We start from the raw sequence: 18,990 nt of genomic DNA, 5'->3' as shown, positions 1-18,990 counted from the left end.
ACCCATCGGGCGTGGGAGATCGGTTACTGGGCGAAGTCCTTCGTCTGGGACGGTCTGATCGTCGACGGGATCTGGGGCACGATCCGTGGCCTGGGGACGCTCATCGGTGTGGACGGGTGGGACAAGGCGGGTCAGGCCTGGACGGGGCTGGCGAAGCTGGCGACGGGTCTGGCGATCATGTCGGTGCCGGGTATGAGCACGGCGTTCTGGATGGCGGACGACAAGGACCTGCCGCCGTGGATCCGTGATTCGCGTACCGCGGTGAAGGAGACGGGCAAGGCGCTGGTCGCGTGGGACGAGTGGGGCAAGAACCCGGCCCGCGCGGCCGGTGCGGTCACCTTCAACGTCCTGACCACCGTGTTCACCGGCGGCGCCGGTACGGCGGCGAAGGCGGGCACGGTCGGGAAGATCCTCAGCGTGGCGGGCAAGGCGGGCCGGATCATCGACCCGATGACCTACATCGGCAAGGCCGGCAGCCTCGCCAAGATCAAGATCGGTGACCTGTTCGCGAACCTGGGCAAGGCCGACGGGGCGTTCCCGAAGATCGACGACGTGATCTGGAAGGACCTCCCGAAGGCCGACGCCCCGGGGATCACCTTCCCGCACCCCGAGGACACCGTCCGTCTCCCCGACGACGCGCTGGGCCGTCCGCAGTACTTCGACAAGACCTCGAACCAGCTCCTGGACCACAACGGGCTGCCCAAGCAGGACCTCACCGCGGTCCCCAAGGGCACCGACCACCCGCTGGCCGAGGTCCCCAAGCACGAGAACGTCCCGGTCGGCGTCGGCGCCCACACCGCCGACGTCACCTCCCACACCCCCGGCGGCACGGCCGGCCACACCCCGGGCGGCGCGGCCGAACACACCCCGGGCGGCGCGGCCGGCCACACCCCGGGCGGCGCCGCGGACAACGGCGCCCACAACAGCCACACCGAACCCGGCGGCACCACCCCCGGCCACGGCGGCACCGACACCACCCCCACCGGCGGCCACGGCGACACCCCCTCCACGGGCGGCCACGGCGACGGCCCGGGCACGGGCGGCGGCGGCCACGACGGCCCCGGCATCCCGCACCAGGGTGACGGCGCAGGTGGTCATGGGCCCGACGGCTTCGGCCACCCGGATGACCCGAGCGTTCCGGAGCACGGCCACTCCGATCTCCCTCATTCCGGCGGCCATGACGGGCACTCGGATCACGACGTGCACGGAACGGCGTCGACCGCAGCCGAGGCGATTTCTCCAGAGACCCGGCTGCCGAACCCGGACGGCACGCTCCCGGCCGGTCACGGAGAGAAACTGCTGGACTTGTTCGACCTGGATGGCCCCCGTGTCACAGTGGCGAACGACGTAATCACTCACGTCGACGGCAAGCCTGTCGATCAGTATCTCGATTCCCTTGCGGAGGGCAGGGCGCAGATGTATCGAGATGCCAAGGACGCCAAGCAATTCGTCAAGGGTGATACGGGTGCCTGTGTGGGTGCAGTCATGGACACTCGGACCGGCATCGTGATCGAAGGAATCAACGGGCGGCCGGACAACGTCATGCCCAAGGAAAGGGTTCACCCCACTATTCGTGCACTTTACGAAGAAATGGCCCCTACCAAGCCTCACCCGGACCAGCCGCTGGGCCACGCGGAAGTGAAAGCCACCAACGAATTGCTGTGGGCCCGTACTCGCCTGGGGCTGCCGGATGGCGTGGACGCTCTCAAGGAGATACGGGCATCCGTGGAGTTCCCCTTCCTGAAGGACAGGGAAACGGGAGTCATCGGTAGAGGCGCCCCGTTCTGTGCCAACTGTTACAATATGCTCCCCGGAGTGCCTTCGCCTCATGGCCGGTTCACGGGATATCCGCCGAGCGACGAGAATTGGATTCCATAATGAGCCCGGTGCAGCGTGTCGACACCGACGATCCCGATGTCGATATGGATATGGGAAATCGAGTGCTCTACCTGGACGAGTTGTTCACGGGCGAGGTGGCCGAATACCAGGACGGGCAATTGGTGTGCCTTGACGTCTACCTCGACGGGATCAGGAACGGCTTGTCCCGGATGTGGTATCCGGACGGCACCTTGAAGCTGGAGGGGAATGTCCTCAACGGGGTGGCGGTGGGCGAGTTCCGGGAATGGCACCCCAATGGCATTCTCAAGTCCCGAAAGTTTTTCGACGACGACATCTACTCCCTCAAGGAGGAGACCGTCTGGGACGAGGAAGGCCGCCTCGTTCGCGAGTGGCATCGCGAGTAGGGCCGGGTGCGCGGGTGGCGGGTCACCGGCTCTTCGAGCCGGGGCGTCGTCCGGGGCCGGTTCCTTGCCGGTTGAGGCACTCGGGCTGAGAGTGCGGACCGGCTCCGGGGCCAGGATGAGCGGCCGGCCGAAGAGGAGCTGACGGGGAGGTCCGAGGCGTGAGTCCGGGGGTCGCCGGCGGAGGTGGAGAAGCCGGTGATCACGTCCGAGCCCGTCGGTGAGTGGTTCTGGGAGCCCGCTCCGTCGGCGGGTCCCCGCCGGCGGCGGCCTTGGGGGCGGTGGGGCTTCTCTCGGGCCTCGCGGACGTCCTGGCGGCGTGCGGACTCGTGACCGGGGAGGGTGCCGGCTCGGTCGTGCTCGCCGACCGGCGTGACATGGCCGGTCCGCTGTTCGCCTGCCGCGACGTCCCGGTGGCGGCCGGCCTCGCCGGCGCCGCGGGGCGGGCGGACGCCGTAGGGCTGTTCCCGGACCGCCTGTTGACGGTGGGCCTGGAGCTGGCGGGTGAGTGGCGCGAGGCCGGCGCGGTGCGCCGGGCGGAGAAGCTCTTCACCCTCCGGGTCGAGGTGTGGGGCGAAGGGGCGGTGCTGGTGGCCCTGTCCGCGTACGCCGACGCCTGGCTGACCCTCGACCTCCGGGGGCGCCCGCAGCGGGAGGTGGGCGAGGAGAACGCCCCGCGCCTCGCCGCCGCGCTGGAGCGGATCTCCGGGGTGACGGGGGCGCCGGTCGATCCGGGCGACCCGACCCGGTACGCGCGGCCCACCGCCGAAGGGTTCGCCGACCAGTGGGAGACGGGCCCCGATTACGACGACCCGTGGGGCACCTTCGAGGTCCCGAAGCGGTGGCGGCGGCGGCTGATGGACCGGCTGCCCGGTGGTCCCGACGGCCGGGACTACGAGAGCACTACCGGGCAACCGGTGCGCTACGCCCGCGTACGGTGCGGGGAGCGGGTCCTGGGCTTCCTCTGGGCGTCCGCCGACGGAGCGGCGGGCTACGAACCGCGCAACGCGGCCGGTGCCGCGGCCTTCGAGGCGGGGGTGCCGTGGCTGTCTCGGCTGCGTTCCGCCCGCCTGCGGGGCGTCCGGGCGCCGGAGGCCCTGGAGGAACTGCTGGGCGCCGCGGCGGACGGCCGCCGGGGCGGCTCCGTCGTCGAGGCCGTCACGCACGAGGCGGCTTCGCTGGACGCGTTGGAGGAACTGTCGGGGCGGTGCTGACCAGGAGAAGGGAGCCGGAGTGGCCGGTGACGCGGCGTCGCGCGTGCTGGAGCGGCTGCGGGCGGTGGACTGGTGCGGGGACTGGGACTTCGCGTTCGGGCACGTGAAGTCCCGGCGGGTCCTGCTGCGCGAGTACATGCGCAGGGCGGCCCTGTGGGCCCGGGCGTACTCCGCCGAGGAGGCCTGGCCCTTCTTCGACGTCACCCCCTACGCCGCCCCGGATTTCGTGCTCGCGCCGGAGCTCGCCGGAGCGCTACGGGAGTTCCTCGGCGGGATCGGCTACGTCGAGGTCCGCAGCACCTGCGCCGGAGCGGTGCGGCTGGCGGAACTCCGCGCGCTGGACCCGGATGTCGGGGCCGGGCTGCCCGACCTCTACGAACCGCTGCTCCTCTTCTACGAGCGGGGCGGCGAGTTCTTCCGGGACGGCGCGGGCTTCCTCGAACTGACGGGGGTGCGGTACCGGCACGGCCCGCTGGCGGGCTTTCTCGGCGGCGCACCCCTCACCCGGCTCGACGGCCCCGTGCTCGACGCCCTCGATGCCGAGGGGCGCGTCACGTACCACCGGGCGGCCGGGGGCCGTGGTCCGCTGCTGAGGCGGCGCGTGCTGCGGGGCGTACGGACGGACGAGCTGTTCGGCGCCGACCTGCGCTGGCGGCCGGCGGAGCGGTTGGCGCAGGAGCCGGGGCCGGTCGGGGTCGACGAGTGGGAGGCGGCCCGGTTCATCGGGGAGGCCGTTGCGGACGCGGAGGGCCCCGTGTGGAACCTTGGACCGGGGTATTAGCGTCGGGGCGGAGAGGAAGGGGGGCCGGGATGGCAGCCGAGGATTACGACAGCCAGTTGCTGGAGTCCGTCGCGGTACGGCGGCGCAGGATGCGTGACGCCGTGCTGTTCGGGGCGCAGCGCGGGCGGCGCGTGGCCGACGAGCGGATCGGGAAGGCCGTCGCCGGACTGGTCATCGCGGCCGTGCTGTGCGCGGGATGCGTGGGATGGTCGTTCATCTCGCACCGGCTCATCGGCAAGGTCGGCACCCCGGGACAGGTCAGTACTCGGTGATAGGTTCGGGCGCGTGGTGAGCATGGGGGCGGGAATCGGTACGGCACTGAGCCGGGTCACCCTGGTGGGTGAGCGGCGGAGGATGGATCTCGTACTGCCCTCCCAGGAGCCTGTCGGGCGGCTTTTGCCCGACGTCATACGGATGTTGGACGACCGGGTCGCCGCGCAGCCGACGCTGCGCCACCTGGTGACCGCCGACGGGTCGGTGCTCGAACACGACGTCTGCCTCGCGGACGCCGGGATCGGCGACGGCGCGGTGCTGCGGCTCGTGCGGGTGCAGGACGTGCCGTCCGCGCCCGTCGTGCACGACGTCACGGACGAGGCCGCCGAGGACCTGGACGTCCGCGCCTGGCGCTGGCGGCCGGGCGCGCGGCGGGTCACCGCCGGGGCCGGGCTGATCGGATGGGCGTTGCTCGCCGGGTGGTTCGCCCGGCGGGAGTTCGCGCCGGGCGCGGTGGCCGGGGCGCTGCTCGCGGTGGCCGCGGTCGCCGCTGTGGTCGGGGCGCTCGCCGGGCGGCTGAAGCGGTCCGGGCTGGCGGCGGCGCTGCTGGCGACCGCCGGGGCCGTCGGCGTGCTCGGGGCGTGGACCCTGGGCGACGCGCAGCACTGGGGTCCGATGGGAAGGCTCGCCGCCGTGGCGGGCGCGCTCGCGGTGGGGCTCGCGCTGCTGGGGTGGTTCACGCCGCTCGGGCGGGGCGGGTTCGTCGGGGCGGCCGCCGTGGTGGCGCTGACCGGTGGCTGGGAGGCCGTCGCCGTCGCCCAGGGCGGCGCGGGGGCCCGTACCGGAGCGGTGCTGGCCGTGGTCTCGGTGATCCTGCTCGGGCTGCTGCCGCGGCTCGCCCTGGCGGCGGCCGGCCTGACCGGGCTCGACGACCGCCGTGCGCGGGGGGCTTCGGTCAGCCGGTACAAGGTCGCGACCGCCCTCGGCGCCACCCACCGGGGCATGGCGCTGGCCACCCTCGCCACCGCCGTCTCGGCGGGTGCGGCCGGGGTGCTCGCGCTGCGGGAACCCGATGTCTGGACGGTGTCGCTGGCCGTGGCCGTCGCCGGCGTGCTGTGGCTGCGCGCGCGGGCGTTCCCGCTCGTCGCGGAGGTGGTCGCGCTGCTGCTGGCCGGGGCCGCCGTCACCGTGGCCGCGCTGCTGGTGTGGGCGGAGCGGGCCGGCTCGGCCGGGCCGCTGGCGACGCTGCTGGTGCTGGCGCTGGCGGCGCTCGGGGTACTGGCCGTACAGCCGCCCGAGCACGTACGGGTCCGGCTGCGGCGATTCGGGGACACCGCCGAGTCGCTGTGCGTCATCGTGCTGTTCCCGCTGCTCATCGGGGTGTTCGGCGTGTACGGGCGGCTGCTCGGCACCTTCGCGTAAGGGTTGCGACTCAGACATGTCAGACATGAGCCAGAGCCGGCGTGACGACTGGCAGGCCGGGGTCCTCGGCGAACTGACGGGCGCGCCGACCGCTCCCGCGCCGACCGCTCCCGCGCCGACCGATCCCACGCCGACCGCCCCCGCGCCGTCGGCGGAAGCGGGCGCGGGCCAGGGCCCGGCCGCCCCCGGCCGCCCCCCGATACAGCCCCACCCCGACCCGGAGGCCGCCCCCGGCGCCCCGGCGCGGGCCGCCGCCGCGCACGGGCCGTTCCCCGGTGCGCGGACCGGCGGTCGGGCCCCCGCCCCGCAGGGCACCCCGTACCCCTACCCCGCGTCGGCCCCGCACGGGGCCCCGCAGGGGATCCGCGCCCCCGAGACCGTCCCCGTCCCCGCCACCGAGGCCGCCGGCCGGCCCCGGCACGGGGACCCCGTCGGACGGCGGGCGCTGCGCGCGCTGCGCGGGGCGCTCGGGTCCTCCGCCGCGCGGGCCGTCGCCAACGAGACGGGCCTGGCCACCCAGGTGCAGCAGCCCGTCACCACCGGCCGCCAGATCGTGGTGACCAGCATCCGCGGCGGCTCCGGCAAGACCACCGTCACCGCCCTGCTCAGCCGCACCTACAACCACTACCGCCACGACCCGGTGCTCACGCTGGAGGCCGACGCCGCCCTCGGCACCCTCCCCGTCCGGCTCGGGGTCGAGTCCCTGCGCTGGACCTGCGGCGACCTCGCCCAGATCGTCCGCCCCTCCATGCAGCTCACCGACATCACCGGATACCTCGTCCCGCTCGCCGACGGCGGCTGGCTGCTGCCCGGCAGCCAGGGCCGCATCGGCGCCCAGGTCGACGTCGCCACGTACCGGACCGTGATGGTCGCCCTGCGCCGCTACTTCGGCGTCACCGTCGTCGACTGCGAGACCCTCCCCGGCGAGGTGGCCCGTACGGCCCTCGACACCGCGCACGCCCGCGTGCTCACCACTCCCGCCACCGCCGAGGGCCTCGTCTCCACCCACGCCGTCCTCGACTGGCTCGCCTCCCTCCCCGTGCCCGTGCTGCCCCGGACCGTCGTCGTGCTCACCTGCCAGTCCCCGCACCCGGCCGTCGAGCTCGGCAAGGCCGTCGAGAAACTGCGCGCCACCGGCGCCGGGGTCGTCGTCCTCCCGTACGACCGCCACCTCGCCTCCGGCGGCGCCGTCCGCACCGAACTCCTCGGCGCCGAGACCCGGCAGGCGGCCGTACGGCTCGCCGCGGACGTACTCCAGCGCGCCCTCGCGCTCCCGGCGGCCGGTGCGGCCCGGTGACCCAGCAGCTCGTCCACCGGCCCGCCCGGGGCACCATGCCCCCCGCCCCCGCCGAACCCCACACCGTCGAGGCCCCGCCCAACCTCCCCGAAGGCAAGATCGGCAGCCCGGCCACCGCCCTCCTGCCGATGGCCGGCGTGATGGGCTCGGTCGTGATGATGACCGTCGTCCGCAACAGCCAGTTCGCCGCCGTCGGCGCGATGGTCCTGGTCGTCGCGCTGATCGGCGCCATCGCCATGTTCTGGTCCCAGCGCGGCAAGGCGCAGCGCACCCGCCGCTCCCAGCGCGAGCGCTACCTGGAGTACCTGGAGGAGCAGCGCGAGGAACTCGGCGCGCGCGAGAAGCGGCTCCGCGACGAGGCCCGCCGCCTCAACCCGCCGCCGGAGGCCCTCTACGACCTCGTGCGCGATCCGGCCCGGCTGTGGGAACGCCGCCGCGCCGACCCCGACTTCCTGCGCCCCCGCCTGGGCACCGGCGAGGTCGCCGTCCAGCCGCTCGCCCTCGGCTCGGGCGCCGGAGGCGTCCTCACCCCGCCCGACCGGTTCATGCTCAACGAGGCCGGCGCCCTCATGGCCCGCTTCGCCCGCGCCAGCGACTTCCCGCTGACCGTGCCCCTCGACCGGGCCGGGAACATCAGCGTCGTCGGCGACCGCGAAGGCGTCCTGCGCGTCGCCCGCGCCCTGCTCGTCCACACCGCGGTCCTGCACGCCCCCGACGACGTCGCGATCGCCCTCGGCGTCCCCGGAGACCGGCTCGACGCGGACTGGGAATGGGCCAAGTGGCTCCCGCACGTCCTGGACCCGCAGGAACAGGACGGGCCGGTCGCCGCCCGGCGGATCGCCCCCAGCCTGCCGCAGCTCGCCGAGGTCCTCGCCCCCGAGCTGCGCCGCCGCGCCTCCTACGCGGCAGAGGTGCGCCGCGGCCTCTCCGACCGGCGCGCGCTGGCCCTCGCGAGCCGGCTCCTCGTCGTCAGCGACGAGTACGGGGACAACGCCGTCGAACTGCCCCGCCCCGACACGGCGGTGGGCCTCGCCGACATGAACACCACCGTGCTCCACCTGCTCGCCGAGCAGGTCCACGAGCCCGACGAGGTGACCATACGGATCACCGTGGACGGCCCCCACGTCACCGTCCGGGACCTGCGCACCCCCCAGGCCCCCGCCGCCGAGGGCCTCTGCGACCAGCTCGGCCCCGCCACCGCCGAGGGCCTCGCCCGGATGCTCGCCCCGCTGCGGCTGTCCGCCGAGTCCGTCGCCGAGGGCACCCCCGTCTCCGGCCCCGTCGACTTCATGGGCCTGCTCGGCATCGACGACCCCGCCGCCCTCGACGTGGCACGCATGTGGGCGCCGCGCGGCGAGCGGGACTTCCTGCGCGTCCCGATCGGCATCGACGACCGGCACGGCCCCGTCCTGCTGGACCTCAAGGAGTCCTCCCAGCTCGGCATGGGCCCGCACGGGCTGTGCGTCGGCGCGACCGGCTCCGGCAAGAGCGAGCTGCTCCGTACGCTCGTCCTCGCCCTGGTCGCCACGCACTCGCCGGAGGACCTCGCGATGGTCCTCGTCGACTACAAGGGCGGCGCCACCTTCGCCCCCTTCGAGAAGCTCCCGCACGTCGCCGGGGTCATCACCAACCTGGAGAACCAGGCCGGGCTCGTCGAACGCGTCCACACCAGCCTCGCGGGCGAGGTCAAGCGCCGCCAGCAGGTCCTCAAGGACGCCGGCCACGTCGCCGACATCGGGCACTACGCCGTCCTGCGCGCCGAGAACCCCGAACTGGAGCCGCTGCCGCACCTGTTCGTCGTCATCGACGAGTTCGGTGAACTCCTCACCGCCAAGCCCGACTTCATCGACCTGTTCCTGTCCATCGGCCGCATCGGCCGCTCCATCGGCGTGCACCTGCTGCTGTCCAGCCAGCGCATCGAGGGCGGCAAGCTCAAGGGCCTGGACACCTACCTGTCCTACCGGCTCGGCCTGCGCACCTTCTCCGCCGACGAGTCGCGCACCGTCCTCGACACCACCGACGCCTTCATGCTGCCGCCGCTCCCCGGCTTCGGCTACCTCAAGGTGGACACCTCCACCTACACCCGTTTCAAGGCCGGTTACGTCTCCGGCCGCTACCGGGGCCCGGCCGGCGACCGCGACCGCGCCGCGGAAGGCCCCCTCGCCCTGCCCTACCCGGCCTTCAACACCCTCGGCGCCAGCACCGGTTCCGACGGGCCCGCCGAGGAGAAGCCCACCGCCACCGCCCGCGAGACCGGTCCCAGCGTGCTCGGCGTCATCGTCGACCAGCTCGCCGACGCCGCCCCGCCCGTACGCCGCATCTGGCTCCCGCCGCTGCCCGACGCCACCCCGCTCGACGCCGCCGCCGGACCGCTCTGCGTCACCGACCGCGGACTGCGCCTCGGCGACGCCGACCGCCCCCCGCTGCGGGTACCGCTCGGTGTCCTCGACGACCCGGCCCGCCAGTGGCGCGGCCCCTGGGAGCTGGACCTGAAGGTCGCCGGCGGGCACACCGCCGTCACCGGCGGACCCCAGTCCGGCAAGACCACCCTGCTGCGCACCCTCGCCCTGTCCCTCGCGCTCACCCACACCCCGCAGGAGGTCGCCGTCTACGGTCTCGACCTCGCCGGGGGCGGCCTCGCCGCGCTCGCCGGACTCCCGCACGTCGGCGGGATCGCCGGCCGGGCCGACCGGGAACGGGCCGCCCGCACGGTCGCCGAGGTGCGGGGCATGCTCGCCGTCCGCGAGGAGCTCTTCCGCGAGCACTCCATCGACTCCGTCGACCAGCTGCGCCGCCTGCGCTCCCGCGGCGGACTGCCCGAGCTGGCCTCCACCGACATCGTCCTGCTCGTCGACGGGTACGGAGCCCTGCGCGAGGAGTTCTCCGAACTCGACGACGCCGTCACCGACCTCCTCAAGCGGGGCGGCGGCTACGGCATCCACGTCGTCGCGGGCATGCTGCGCTGGAACGACGTCCGCATCGCCAACCAGTCCCTCTTCGGCAGCCGCGTCGAACTGCGCCTGGGCGACGCCTCCGACTCGGCCATCGACCGCAAACTGTCCGAGACCATCTCCCCGGACACCCCCGGCCGCGTCCTGACCGACGGCAAGCTCTTCGCGCAGACCGCCCTGCCGCGCATCGACTCCCGGACCGGGACCACCGACCTGGCCGCCGCCCTGGAGGAGGCCGCCGCCACCGTCCGTGCCACCTGGCACGGCGACATCGCCTCCCCCGTACGGGTCCTGCCCGCCCGGCTGCCCGCCGACCGGCTCCCGTCGGCCGACGAGGAGCCGTACCGGATCCCCATCGGCGTGGACCAGGACGTCCTCGCGCCCGTCCTGCTCGACCTCTTCGAGCAGGACCAGCACCTGCTGATCCTCGGCGACAACGAATGCGGCAAGACCAACCTCCTCTCCCTCGTCGCACGCCAGCTCATCGCGCGCTACGGGGAGGAGGAGCTGGTTTTCGCCGTCTACGACCCCCGGCGCGGGCTGCGCGGAGTCGTCCCCGAGCCCTACCGCGGCGGGTACGCCCACAACGCCAAGATCGCCGGCGCGCTGTCGGCCGGCATCGCCAAGGAACTCGACAAGCGGCTCCCCGAGGACGGCATCGACCCCGACGCCGACCCGGGCGAGGGCCCCGGCTTCACCGGCCCCCGCATCGTGGTCCTCGTCGACGACTACGACATCCTCACCACCGCCGGACAGCAGCCGCTCCAGGCATTCGTGCCCTACCTGCCGTCCGCCCAGGACATCGGGCTGCACTTCGTGATCGCCCGGCGCGTCGCGGGCTCCTCCCGGGCCCTGTACGAACCACTGCTCACCACCCTGCGGGAGTCCGGCACGACCGCGCTCGTCATGAACGGCGAACGCTCCGAGGGCCAGCTCTTCCCGCAGCTCTACGCGAGCGCGCAGCCTCCGGGCCGCGGCACGCTCGTCCGGCGCGGCCGGCCGCACCAGACCGTGCAGACCGCGTTGGCCGCCCCCCTCACCCAGGAAGCACCCTGACACCGTGACCAAGGACGTCATCGCCCTCACCCCCAAGATGCCCGACACCGCCGCGCTGCTGGTGGCCCTCGCGGGCGGCGGCACCGGGCTCGACGCGGCCTCCGCCGCCGACGGGGCCGTGATCCAGCTGCTGGGCGCGGGCGGCCGGCCCCTGGTCTCGGTCGAAGCACCGGTGCTGGTCCAGGTCCCGGGCGAGACCGAACGGCTCCTCGGCACTCCCGCGCGGGTCCCCGTCTGGTGGACGGAGACCCGCGCGTCCACCGCCGTCCCCGAGGCGGCCGACCTCGCCGGGGCCGTCGCCGGGCGGCTCGCCGAGGTCCTCGGCGGCGCCGTCTGGCCCCCGGGCGCGGGCCGGGTCACCGCCGTCCCCGTGACCTCCGAGGCCTCCGCGGCGCCCGCGCCCGTCGGGGCCCTGCCGACCGTCGACGTGGTCACCGAGTCCACCGCCGTCGTCCTCGCGGACCGGCCCGTGATCCCGCTGACGGCCTGGCTCTCCGACGTCCTGCGCACCACCGCCGGCTTCGGCGCGGCCCTGCACATCGTCACCCCCGCCCACTGCCGGCTCAGCCTGCCGCTGCGCACCGTGCTGACGGGCGCACCGAACCGATGGGTGGTCCAGGACCCGGAGTGCGGTTACTACGACGGCCTCTCCGGGGCGGTGCTGAGCTGGCAGGACGGCACCTTCGCCCCCGCCCGTGACGCCGCGGGCGAGCCCCGGGCAGCCGCCGCCTTCCTCCGGGCCGACGGGGCGGAAGCGGGCGAACACCGGCTGACGGTGCAGTTCCGCACCGAGCACCCGGCCGAGGGGGAGCTGCTGCTCGGCCGCTCCGTGGAGGCCGCCTGGCGCGCCCTGACCGGGGGTCCGCCCGCCGGCTGGGGCACCGCCGAGCCGGTGAACCTGCCCTGGTCGCCCCGGCAGCTGACCGACCTCGCGCGCAGCCGGGCGCCGGAGCCGACCCTGCTCACGGTCGTGGGCGCGGGCGCGCTGGCCGTCGTACGGGTGACCCGCACGGCGGCCGGGGTCGAGGAGGACGTCACCCTGACCCTGGGGTACGGCCCCGCCGACCCGGCGCCGCTCGACGCCCTCGCCGGCCTGGCGGGGACGCTGGCCGACGGGCACGGCCTGGTCAGCATGCTCGCCTCCGTCGGGCCGGGCCGCCGGGACCTGAGCGTGACCCCGCGCTTCGGCCGGCCCCCGCTGCCGGTGTCGTTCACCCTGGGCGGGGCGGGCGTCGCCGAGGTCACCCTGACCCACGCCCGGCGCCCGCCGCTGGCCCTGCGCCCGTCCACGATCGGCCCCGCCCGCCGTCCGGGCCTGTACTACCCCCTGGGCGACGGCACCGACCCGGCGGCCTGGGACACCCTGTCCACCCTCATGGCCCACCTGGGCACCACGGTCTGAAGGCCGCCCCGCGCGGGGCGGCCTTCGCGCGGGGCGGCCACCGGACCGGGAGGCGCCGGAGCTACAGGCCGCCCGCGCGGACCAGGCCCGTCTCGTAGGCCAGGACCACGACCTGGACCCGGTCGCGCAGGCCCAGCTTCGTCAGGATGCGGCCCACGTGGGTCTTCACGGTGGCCTCCGAGAGGACCAGCCGCCCCGCGATCTCGCCGTTCGACAGGCCCTGGGCCACCAGCAGCATGACCTCGCGCTCGCGGTCCGTCAGCCGGTCGATCTCCTTGTTCCGCGGCTCCTGCGTCGTCGTCGGCAGCATCGGCGCGAACCGGTCCAGCAGCCGGCGGGTGGTGGACGGGGCCACCACCGCGTCCCCGCTGTGCACGGAGCGGATCGCCGCCAGCAGCTCCGCCGGCGGGACGTCCTTCAGCATGAAGCCGCTCGCCCCCGCCTTGAGCCCCGAGAACGCGTACTCGTCCAGGTCGAAGGTGGTCAGGATGATCACCTTCGGGTGTTCCTCCGGCTCACAGATCCGCCGCGTCGCCTCGACCCCGTCGAGCCGCGGCATGCGCACGTCCATCAGCACCACGTCCACCTTCGTGGCCCGCAGCACCTCCAGCGCCTCCAGGCCGTCACCCGCCTCGGCGACGACCTCCATGTCCGGCTGGGCGGCGAGCACCATCCGGAAACCCGTGCGCAGCAGCACCTGGTCGTCGACGAGCATCACGCGAATGGACATCAGTTACCTCGACCTCGTCATCTCTTCTTGAGCGGGAGCAGCGCGCTGATGCGGAAGCCTCCGCCCGGCCGCGGGCCCGCGTCCAGGGTTCCCCCGACCATACCGATGCGTTCCCGCATGCCGATCAGGCCGTGCCCGGCGCCGTCGGCGCCGCCGTCCTCGTACAGTTCGTGCGTCGCGCCCCGCCCGTCGTCCTCGACCAGCAGGCCGAGCCCGTCGTCGAAGTAGACCAGCCGTACGCTCGCCCGTGCCTCCGGTCCGCCGTGCTTGCGCGTGTTCGTCAGCGCCTCCTGGACGATCCGGTACGCGGTCAGCTCCACGCCGCTGGGCAGCCTGCGCGGCGTGCCCTCGACCTCGAAGTCCACCGTCAGTCCGGCCGCCCGCACCTGCTCGACCAGCACTTCGATCTGCTCGACGTCCGGCTGCGGCACGTAGTCCTCGGACTCCTGCGGCTCGCCGGTGCGCAGCACGCCCAGCAGCCGCCGCATCTCGGCGAGCGCCTGACGGCCGGTCCCCGAGATGGTCTGGAGGGCCTCCTTGGCCTGCTCCGGCGCCGCGTCCATGACGTACGCGGCCCCGTCGGCCTGGACGACCATCACCGACACGTTGTGCGCGACGACGTCGTGCAGCTCGCGGGCGATCCGGGCGCGCTCGGCGGCCACCGCCACCTTGGCCTGGGCCTCGCGCTCCTTCTCCAGGCGCTGGTTCCGCTCGACGAGCTGCGCGTAGTAGGCGCGGCGGGTGCGCAGCGAGTCGCCCAGCACCCAGGCGAGGGCGAAGGGGACCATCATGAACAGGGTGAACAGGATGGCCTCGGCGCCGCTGGGGCCCTTGTCCACGCCGAAGCGCGCGAAGTAGAGCGGGGAGGCGAGCAGTCCCATGCCCAGCGCGGTGCGCGAGATCCAGCGCGGGACGTCACCGGCGGCCACGGTGTAGAGGACCACCAGCATCGCGAAGTCGAAGAGGTTCGCCGTCGGGCCCAGCACCAGCTGCCACACGCCCGCCCCGACCGTCAGCCAGAACATCGCCACGGTCCACTTGCGGCGCAGCGCGACGGCGGTGCACAGCGCGATGACGCACGGCACGGCCAGCAGCCGGTGCAGGGTGCTCGTGCCGGCCACCCCGGAGTCGTCCGCGACGATCAGCATCGACAGCCCGAAGAGGAGGACGGCCCAGAAGCTGTCGACGCTCGTCGGGTGTCGGCGGATGAAGTCGTAGAGGCGCTGCACGTAACCCAGAGTAGGGAAAGGAGATAGGTGCTGGAGTCAACCACAGGTGCGATCCCTGTGACGGGGGCGTACTCCCCAAGGTGGAGGGTGACCTTACCCTTTGTGGGATGAGCGCTCAGGGCGGAGTCAGGGGACCGGTCCGGTGGCGGGCCGCCATGGAGGCCGCGCTGTACGGTCCGGGCGGGTTCTACGTGCGTCCCGGCGGTCCCGGGCCCGCGGGGCACTTCCGCACCTCCGTGCACGCCTCGCCGCTCTACGCGGGCGCCGTGGCCCGGTTGCTGCGCACGGTGGACGGGGAGCTCGGGCATCCGGAGCGGCTCGACCTGGTCGACGTCGGCGCGGGGCGCGGCGAGCTGCTGACCGGGGTGCTGGCCGCGCTGCCGCCCGAGGTGGCCGGGCGGGTGCGGCCGTACGCGGTGGAGCGCGCGGCGCGGCCGCAGGGGCTCGACCCGCGGATCCGCTGGGTGGCGGAGCCCCCCGAAGGGACGACGGGCCTGCTGTTCGCCAACGAGTGGCTGGACAACGTCCCCCTCGACGTCGTGGAGGACGGCCGCTACGTCCTGGTCGGCCCGGACGGTACGGAGACCCCCGGCGGCCCCCTCGACGCGGCGGACCGGGCCTGGCTGGAGCGGTGGTGGCCCGGCGCGGCGGCGGGGGACGAGGGCCGGGCCGAGATCGGCCGGGGCCGCGACGAGGCCTGGGCGGCGGCCGTCGCCACCCTGGAGCGGGGCCTGGCGGTGGCGGTGGACTACGCCCACACCCGCGCGGCCCGGCCCCCGTTCGGCACCCTGACCGGGTTCCGGGAGGGCCGGGAGGTACCGCCGGTCCCGGACGGCGGCTGCGACGTCACCGCGCACGTGGCGCTCGACGCCTGCGCGGGGCCGGGGGCCGCCCTGCTCACCCAGCGGGAGGCCCTGACCGCCCTCGGCGTCCCGTGCGGCCGCCCGCCGCTGGCCCTGGCCTCCACCGACCCGGCGGCGTACGTCCGGGCCCTGTCGGCGGCGGGCGAGGCGGCGGAGCTCACGGCCCGCGGCGGCCTGGGCGACTTCGGCTGGCTGGTGCAGCCGGTCGGGATCCCGGCGTGGCCGCCGGTGTAGCCGCCGCCCGCGTCGAGCGGGTCAGAGCCGCTTCACGCTGCGCAGGGTGGTCGCGTAGTAGCCGCTGCCGTCGAGGCGCGAGGCGCCTCCCTTGTCGCCGATGGTGGGGCCGTTGGCCTCTTCGCGGCTGGAGATGAAGATGTTGTGGCCGTCGGAGTCGGTGCCCAGGTAGATGCCCGTGTGGTCGAGGCGGTCCTTGGTGCGGGCGTCGAGCTTGAAGAACAGCAGGTCGCCCGGCTGGATCACGTCGATCGACGTGGGCCGGTGCTCCGGGCCGGTCCCCTTGAGCGGGATGACGTCCGCGCCCAGCGCGGAGCGGGCGATGCCGTTCGCGGTGCGCGGCAGGCCGGCGCCGGGGGTGTCGTCGGGCATCAGGGGGTAGCGGGCCCGGTAGCCGAAGACGGTGCGGACGAAGCCCGAGCAGTCGATCGCCCGGTAGCGGGCGGGCTGCGGCTGCTTGGTGACGCCGTTGCGGAAGGTGTACGGCTTGCCGAGGTAGTCGTAGAAGTCGGACTGCTCCAGGCGCAGGTCGTTGCCCTCGGAACCGGTGGGGTTGAGCGGCCCGAAGGAGGCGTCGCCGGCGAAGGAGGTGCCCTGGGCGTCCTTCTTCACCGGGGCCTTGTCGACGTACTGGAAGGCCGTCGCGAAGATGTCGTCCTCGCTGCTCCCGTAGTACTTCTTGAACCAGTCCTTGAACCACTGCTGGTTCTCGGCGCCCTGCTTCCACACCTCGGGCAACAGCCGGACCCAGTTCTCGGTGACGACCCGGGAGGCGGTGTTGGCGGGCTCGCTGAAGGTGCGGCTGGGGCCGGTGAGGGTGGCGGTGCGGGCGCCGTCGGTGAAGGTGGCGAGGACCTGCCCGCTGCCGTCGCGCAGCACCGACCGGGCGGGGCTCTGGAGGCGTTCCCACTTCTGGGTCCCGTTCGTGCCCGCCGTGGTGCCGCCCGCGCCGTTGCGGTCGGCGACGACGTGCACGGCGGGGGTCTTGGCCTGCTCCTCGGTGCGCAGCGCGTAGGTGAAGTAGGCACTGCCGGCCAGCAGCGCGAGCACGGTGACCGCGTGCAGTGCGGGGCGGGTGCCGCGGCTCTTCTTTTTCTTCTTCTTCGACGGGGCGGTCATGCGGGAGGCTCCGGGGCGGTGGGTGAGGGGTGGTGTGGCGGGGCGTCAGGCGCCGGGCATGACGCCGAGCAGGATCCCGGCGGTCAGGACGACGTACGTCATGAGCGTGGCGCTGCCGGTGGCGAGCAGGGTGGCGCCCTTGGGCTGGCGGACCAGCTGGTAGGCGATCAGGCCCGGGACGATGAAGCCGAGGGTCTGGTTCGCGTACAGGAGCGGGAACTCCATCTGGAGCACGATCACCACGGTGGCCTGGAGCAGGACGCCGATGAGGACGACGGCGGCGAAGAGGCGCTTGCCGTAGAGGATGACGAACTTCTGCGTGAGCAGGGTCAGGACGTAGGTCATCACGGTGATGCCGACCACGAGGGCGGCGCGCTGGAGGTCCTCGATGAGGGTGAGCGCGAGCCAGCCCGGGGTGATCATGCCGCCGGGGGAGAGGTTGGTCGTGAGGTAGCAGAGCAGGGAGAACAGCAGGCCCAGGGCGATGCCGATCGCGGCGATCTCGGGGGTGAGGACGGCGGGGATCAACGGGGTTCTCCTGGGTGGGCGTTCGGGGGGACCTGCTGCTGCGGCGACTGCTGCGGCCAGGCCGGGACCGGCGTGGCGGCGCCGATGCCGTAGGGGTCGGGCGCGGGCCGCGGGGGCTGCGGCTGCGGCGCCCGCCCCTGCGGGGCTCCCCCGTACGGGGCCTGCGGGTGGGGCTGCTGCCCGTACGCGGCGCTCGCGTACTGCTGCCCGACGGTGACCCCCGGATGGGGCTGCTGCCCGGAGGGGGTCCCCGGGTACGGCTGCTGCGCGGAGGGGGCTCCCGGGTACGGCTGCCGTGGGTACGGGCCCGGGGCGGGCGGCTGCTGCCCGTACCCGGCCCCCGCGTACTGCTGCTGCCCGGGTGCGGCTCCCGCGTACGGGTCCTGGCCGTAGGGGCCCCGGCCGTAGGGGTCCTGGCCGTAGGGGTCCTGCGCGTACGGGTCCTCCGCGTACGGGTCGAGCGGGCGCGTGAAGACCGGGGCGGGCTCCTGCGCCCGTTCCCCGGCGGGGTCGCGCTCCGGCTCGGACTCGTCCGGCGGGAGTTCCGCGAGGTGCTCCAGCAGCACCTCGCCCTGCCCGTGGATGTTGCCGATGGCCACCAGAGAGGAGCTCTCCCCGAGGTGTCCCAGCAGCTCGTGCATGAACTCCTCGCCGTCGCGCTGGTCACCGCCGAGATCGAGGGCGCGGTCGCGCCACTCGGCCGGGATCGCGTCGATGGCGCTCTTCGCGGGGTGCCCGATCACGAACACCTTGTCCGGCCGCAGTTCGGGGACGATCGAGCCCATCTGGCCGTTGCGCTCGACCCGGTCGGGCCGGCAGTTGATCACCACGTTCAGCGGGCGGTCCACCGCGCCCAGGTCCAGCAGCTGGTTGATGTTCATCAGCGTGGACTCGGGGTCGTTCGCCGCGAAGACGTTCGCGAAGCGCAGCCGCTTGCCGCCCGGCGCCAGGTACCGCTCGACCGACAGCACGCCGGGGTCCGGCGGGGCCTCGTACATGCCCTTCAGGGCCGTCGCCCGGTCGACGCCGAGGAGTTCGGCGACGGTGAGGGCGATCGCCACGTTCTCCTTGAAGGTGAACCAGCTGAACCCGCGCAGCTCCTCGTCCGAGACCGTGTCGGGGTCGGCGTAGACCAGCTCGCAGTCCCGGGCGTCCGCCTCCTCCTGGAGCACGTCGAACCGTTCCTTCTCGGCGGTGACGCAGATCCCGCCGTACGGCATCGAGCGCGACAGGGAGCGTGCGATGTCGTCGAGGGTCGGGCCCATCTCGGCGACGTGGTCCTCGCGGACGTTGCACAGGACGCCGATGGTCGACTGGATCAGCTTCGACTGGTTGATCTCCTGGAGCGCCGGCATGACCGCCATGCACTCCATGACCAGCGCGTCCGGCCGGTAGGCGGCGGCGCGCCGCACGATGCCGATCTGCTCGACCACGTTGGCGATGCCGAACTTGCGGTAGACCGGCTCCTCGGTGGCGTCGGGGTGGATGAACCGGGCGGCCGTGCCGGTGGTCTTGGCCACCGTCGTCAGGCCGCCGCCGCGCAGCGCGCCCGCGCACAGCCGGGTGATGGAGCTCTTGCCGCGGATGCCGTTGACCAGCACCCGGTTCGGTATCCGGTCCAGGTTGGAGAAGTGCCGGCGCTGCTCGACGATGCCCGCGACCAGCATGATCAGGCAGCAGACGAGCAGTACGCAGTAGAGGAAGAGCACGG

General features: G+C 73.8%; 14 protein-coding genes and 1 pseudogene. 10 read left to right on the top strand and 5 right to left on the bottom strand.

The features are described from left to right. The 9 genes and pseudogenes from ACZ5D2_RS34350 to ACZ5D2_RS34310 all read left to right on the top strand — a co-directional run. Positions 1 to 1,878: pseudogene (locus ACZ5D2_RS34350) on the top strand (hypothetical protein); the annotation flags it as partial. An 8-nt stretch (positions 1,879 to 1,886) separates the two neighbouring features. Further along, on the top strand, positions 1,887 to 2,243 hold the full coding sequence (locus ACZ5D2_RS34345) for a toxin-antitoxin system YwqK family antitoxin (protein WP_371677981.1): 357 nt from the start codon (positions 1,887 to 1,889) through the stop codon (positions 2,241 to 2,243). A gap of 278 nt (positions 2,244 to 2,521) precedes the next feature. Beyond that, on the top strand, positions 2,522 to 3,454 hold the full coding sequence (locus tag ACZ5D2_RS34340) for a hypothetical protein (RefSeq protein ID WP_468934869.1): 933 nt from the start codon (positions 2,522 to 2,524) through the stop codon (positions 3,452 to 3,454). 19 nt (positions 3,455 to 3,473) lie between these two features. Next, complete coding sequence (locus ACZ5D2_RS34335) at positions 3,474 to 4,235, top strand: hypothetical protein (protein WP_371677983.1); 762 nt, start codon at positions 3,474 to 3,476, stop codon at positions 4,233 to 4,235. Between the two features lie 29 nt (positions 4,236 to 4,264). Further along, positions 4,265 to 4,507, top strand: coding sequence for a hypothetical protein (locus ACZ5D2_RS34330; protein WP_007264842.1), 243 nt, complete (start codon positions 4,265 to 4,267; stop codon positions 4,505 to 4,507). A gap of 22 nt (positions 4,508 to 4,529) precedes the next feature. Next, positions 4,530 to 5,870, top strand: a complete 1,341-nt coding sequence (eccD, locus tag ACZ5D2_RS34325; RefSeq protein WP_468934877.1) for a type VII secretion integral membrane protein EccD — start codon at positions 4,530 to 4,532, stop codon at positions 5,868 to 5,870. 16 nt (positions 5,871 to 5,886) lie between these two features. Next, positions 5,887 to 7,167, top strand: a complete 1,281-nt coding sequence (locus ACZ5D2_RS34320) for a MinD/ParA family ATP-binding protein (RefSeq protein ID WP_468934865.1) — start codon at positions 5,887 to 5,889, stop codon at positions 7,165 to 7,167. Next, positions 7,164 to 11,174, top strand: coding sequence for a type VII secretion protein EccCa (gene eccCa, locus ACZ5D2_RS34315; RefSeq protein WP_371677985.1), 4,011 nt, complete (start codon positions 7,164 to 7,166; stop codon positions 11,172 to 11,174). Before ACZ5D2_RS34320 ends, eccCa begins: the two co-directional genes overlap by 4 nt. 4 nt (positions 11,175 to 11,178) lie before the next feature. Beyond that, positions 11,179 to 12,576, top strand: coding sequence for a DUF6177 family protein (locus ACZ5D2_RS34310; RefSeq protein WP_468934862.1), 1,398 nt, complete (start codon positions 11,179 to 11,181; stop codon positions 12,574 to 12,576). A 61-nt stretch (positions 12,577 to 12,637) separates the two neighbouring features. Here the strand turns inward: ACZ5D2_RS34310 and ACZ5D2_RS34305 are convergent, their stop codons facing one another. After that, positions 12,638 to 13,306: a response regulator transcription factor gene (locus tag ACZ5D2_RS34305; RefSeq protein ID WP_030236908.1), complete on the bottom strand. Its 669-nt coding sequence runs from the start codon at positions 13,304 to 13,306 to the stop codon at positions 12,638 to 12,640. 17 nt (positions 13,307 to 13,323) lie between these two features. Then, the gene (locus ACZ5D2_RS34300) at positions 13,324 to 14,535 is read right to left on the bottom strand and encodes a sensor histidine kinase (protein WP_371677987.1); all 1,212 of its coding nucleotides are present in this window, start codon (positions 14,533 to 14,535) and stop codon (positions 13,324 to 13,326) included. A 107-nt stretch (positions 14,536 to 14,642) separates the two neighbouring features. On the opposite strand from ACZ5D2_RS34300, the gene ACZ5D2_RS34295 reads away from it, so the two are divergent. Then, positions 14,643 to 15,632 (top strand): SAM-dependent methyltransferase, encoded by a 990-nt coding sequence (locus ACZ5D2_RS34295; protein WP_371677988.1) that lies wholly within the window; start codon positions 14,643 to 14,645, stop codon positions 15,630 to 15,632. 21 nt (positions 15,633 to 15,653) lie between these two features. Here ACZ5D2_RS34295 and ACZ5D2_RS34290 read toward each other — a convergent pair whose 3' ends face one another. From ACZ5D2_RS34290 to pgsB, 3 genes are read right to left on the bottom strand one after another with little or no spacing between them, the layout of a single operon-like run. Next, complete coding sequence (locus ACZ5D2_RS34290) at positions 15,654 to 16,751, bottom strand: NlpC/P60 family protein (RefSeq protein WP_371677989.1); 1,098 nt, start codon at positions 16,749 to 16,751, stop codon at positions 15,654 to 15,656. Between the two features lie 45 nt (positions 16,752 to 16,796). After that, positions 16,797 to 17,279, bottom strand: a complete 483-nt coding sequence (locus tag ACZ5D2_RS34285; protein ID WP_359941323.1) for a poly-gamma-glutamate biosynthesis protein PgsC/CapC — start codon at positions 17,277 to 17,279, stop codon at positions 16,797 to 16,799. Then, positions 17,276 to 18,988, bottom strand: coding sequence for a poly-gamma-glutamate synthase PgsB (gene pgsB, locus ACZ5D2_RS34280; protein WP_468934855.1), 1,713 nt, complete (start codon positions 18,986 to 18,988; stop codon positions 17,276 to 17,278). Before pgsB ends, ACZ5D2_RS34285 begins: the two co-directional genes overlap by 4 nt. Between the last annotated feature and the right edge of the window lie 2 nt (positions 18,989 to 18,990).

The sequence above is a fragment of the Streptomyces sp. NPDC031479 genome, assembly GCF_055581065.1.
This window is presented reverse-complemented; position numbering and strand designations above follow the sequence as displayed.